The 232-nt window shown below is 51.3% G+C and carries 1 protein-coding gene; it reads right to left on the minus strand.

From position 1 onward, the window contains the following. On the minus strand, positions 1–232 hold a 232-nt coding region (locus ACRHOZ_RS21580), incomplete at both ends, for a hypothetical protein (protein ID WP_431130471.1).

Here is a 232-nt window from a genome sequence, read left to right on the forward strand (position 1 = left end):
GATAGAACTCGTATACCAGGCGAATCGCCTGAGCCTCGGCACGAGAGCGCAGGCTGAGCTTTTGCTGCACAAATAACTGCCTGATCTTCAGGATGATTTCTTCCAACGAGTCCATGTCAGCCATGTTGGGCTTTGATTGAGCAAGAACCCGTTTATCAAGCTTTTCTTCCCCGCAGGCTAACCATTGAATAGGCAGCTTGGAGGCCTTGGCCAGCTTGATCAAAGCAGGACG

It is taken from the genome of Flagellimonas flava (assembly GCF_050617915.1).
Classification (GTDB): Bacteria; Bacteroidota; Bacteroidia; order Flavobacteriales; family Flavobacteriaceae; genus Flagellimonas; species Flagellimonas flava_A.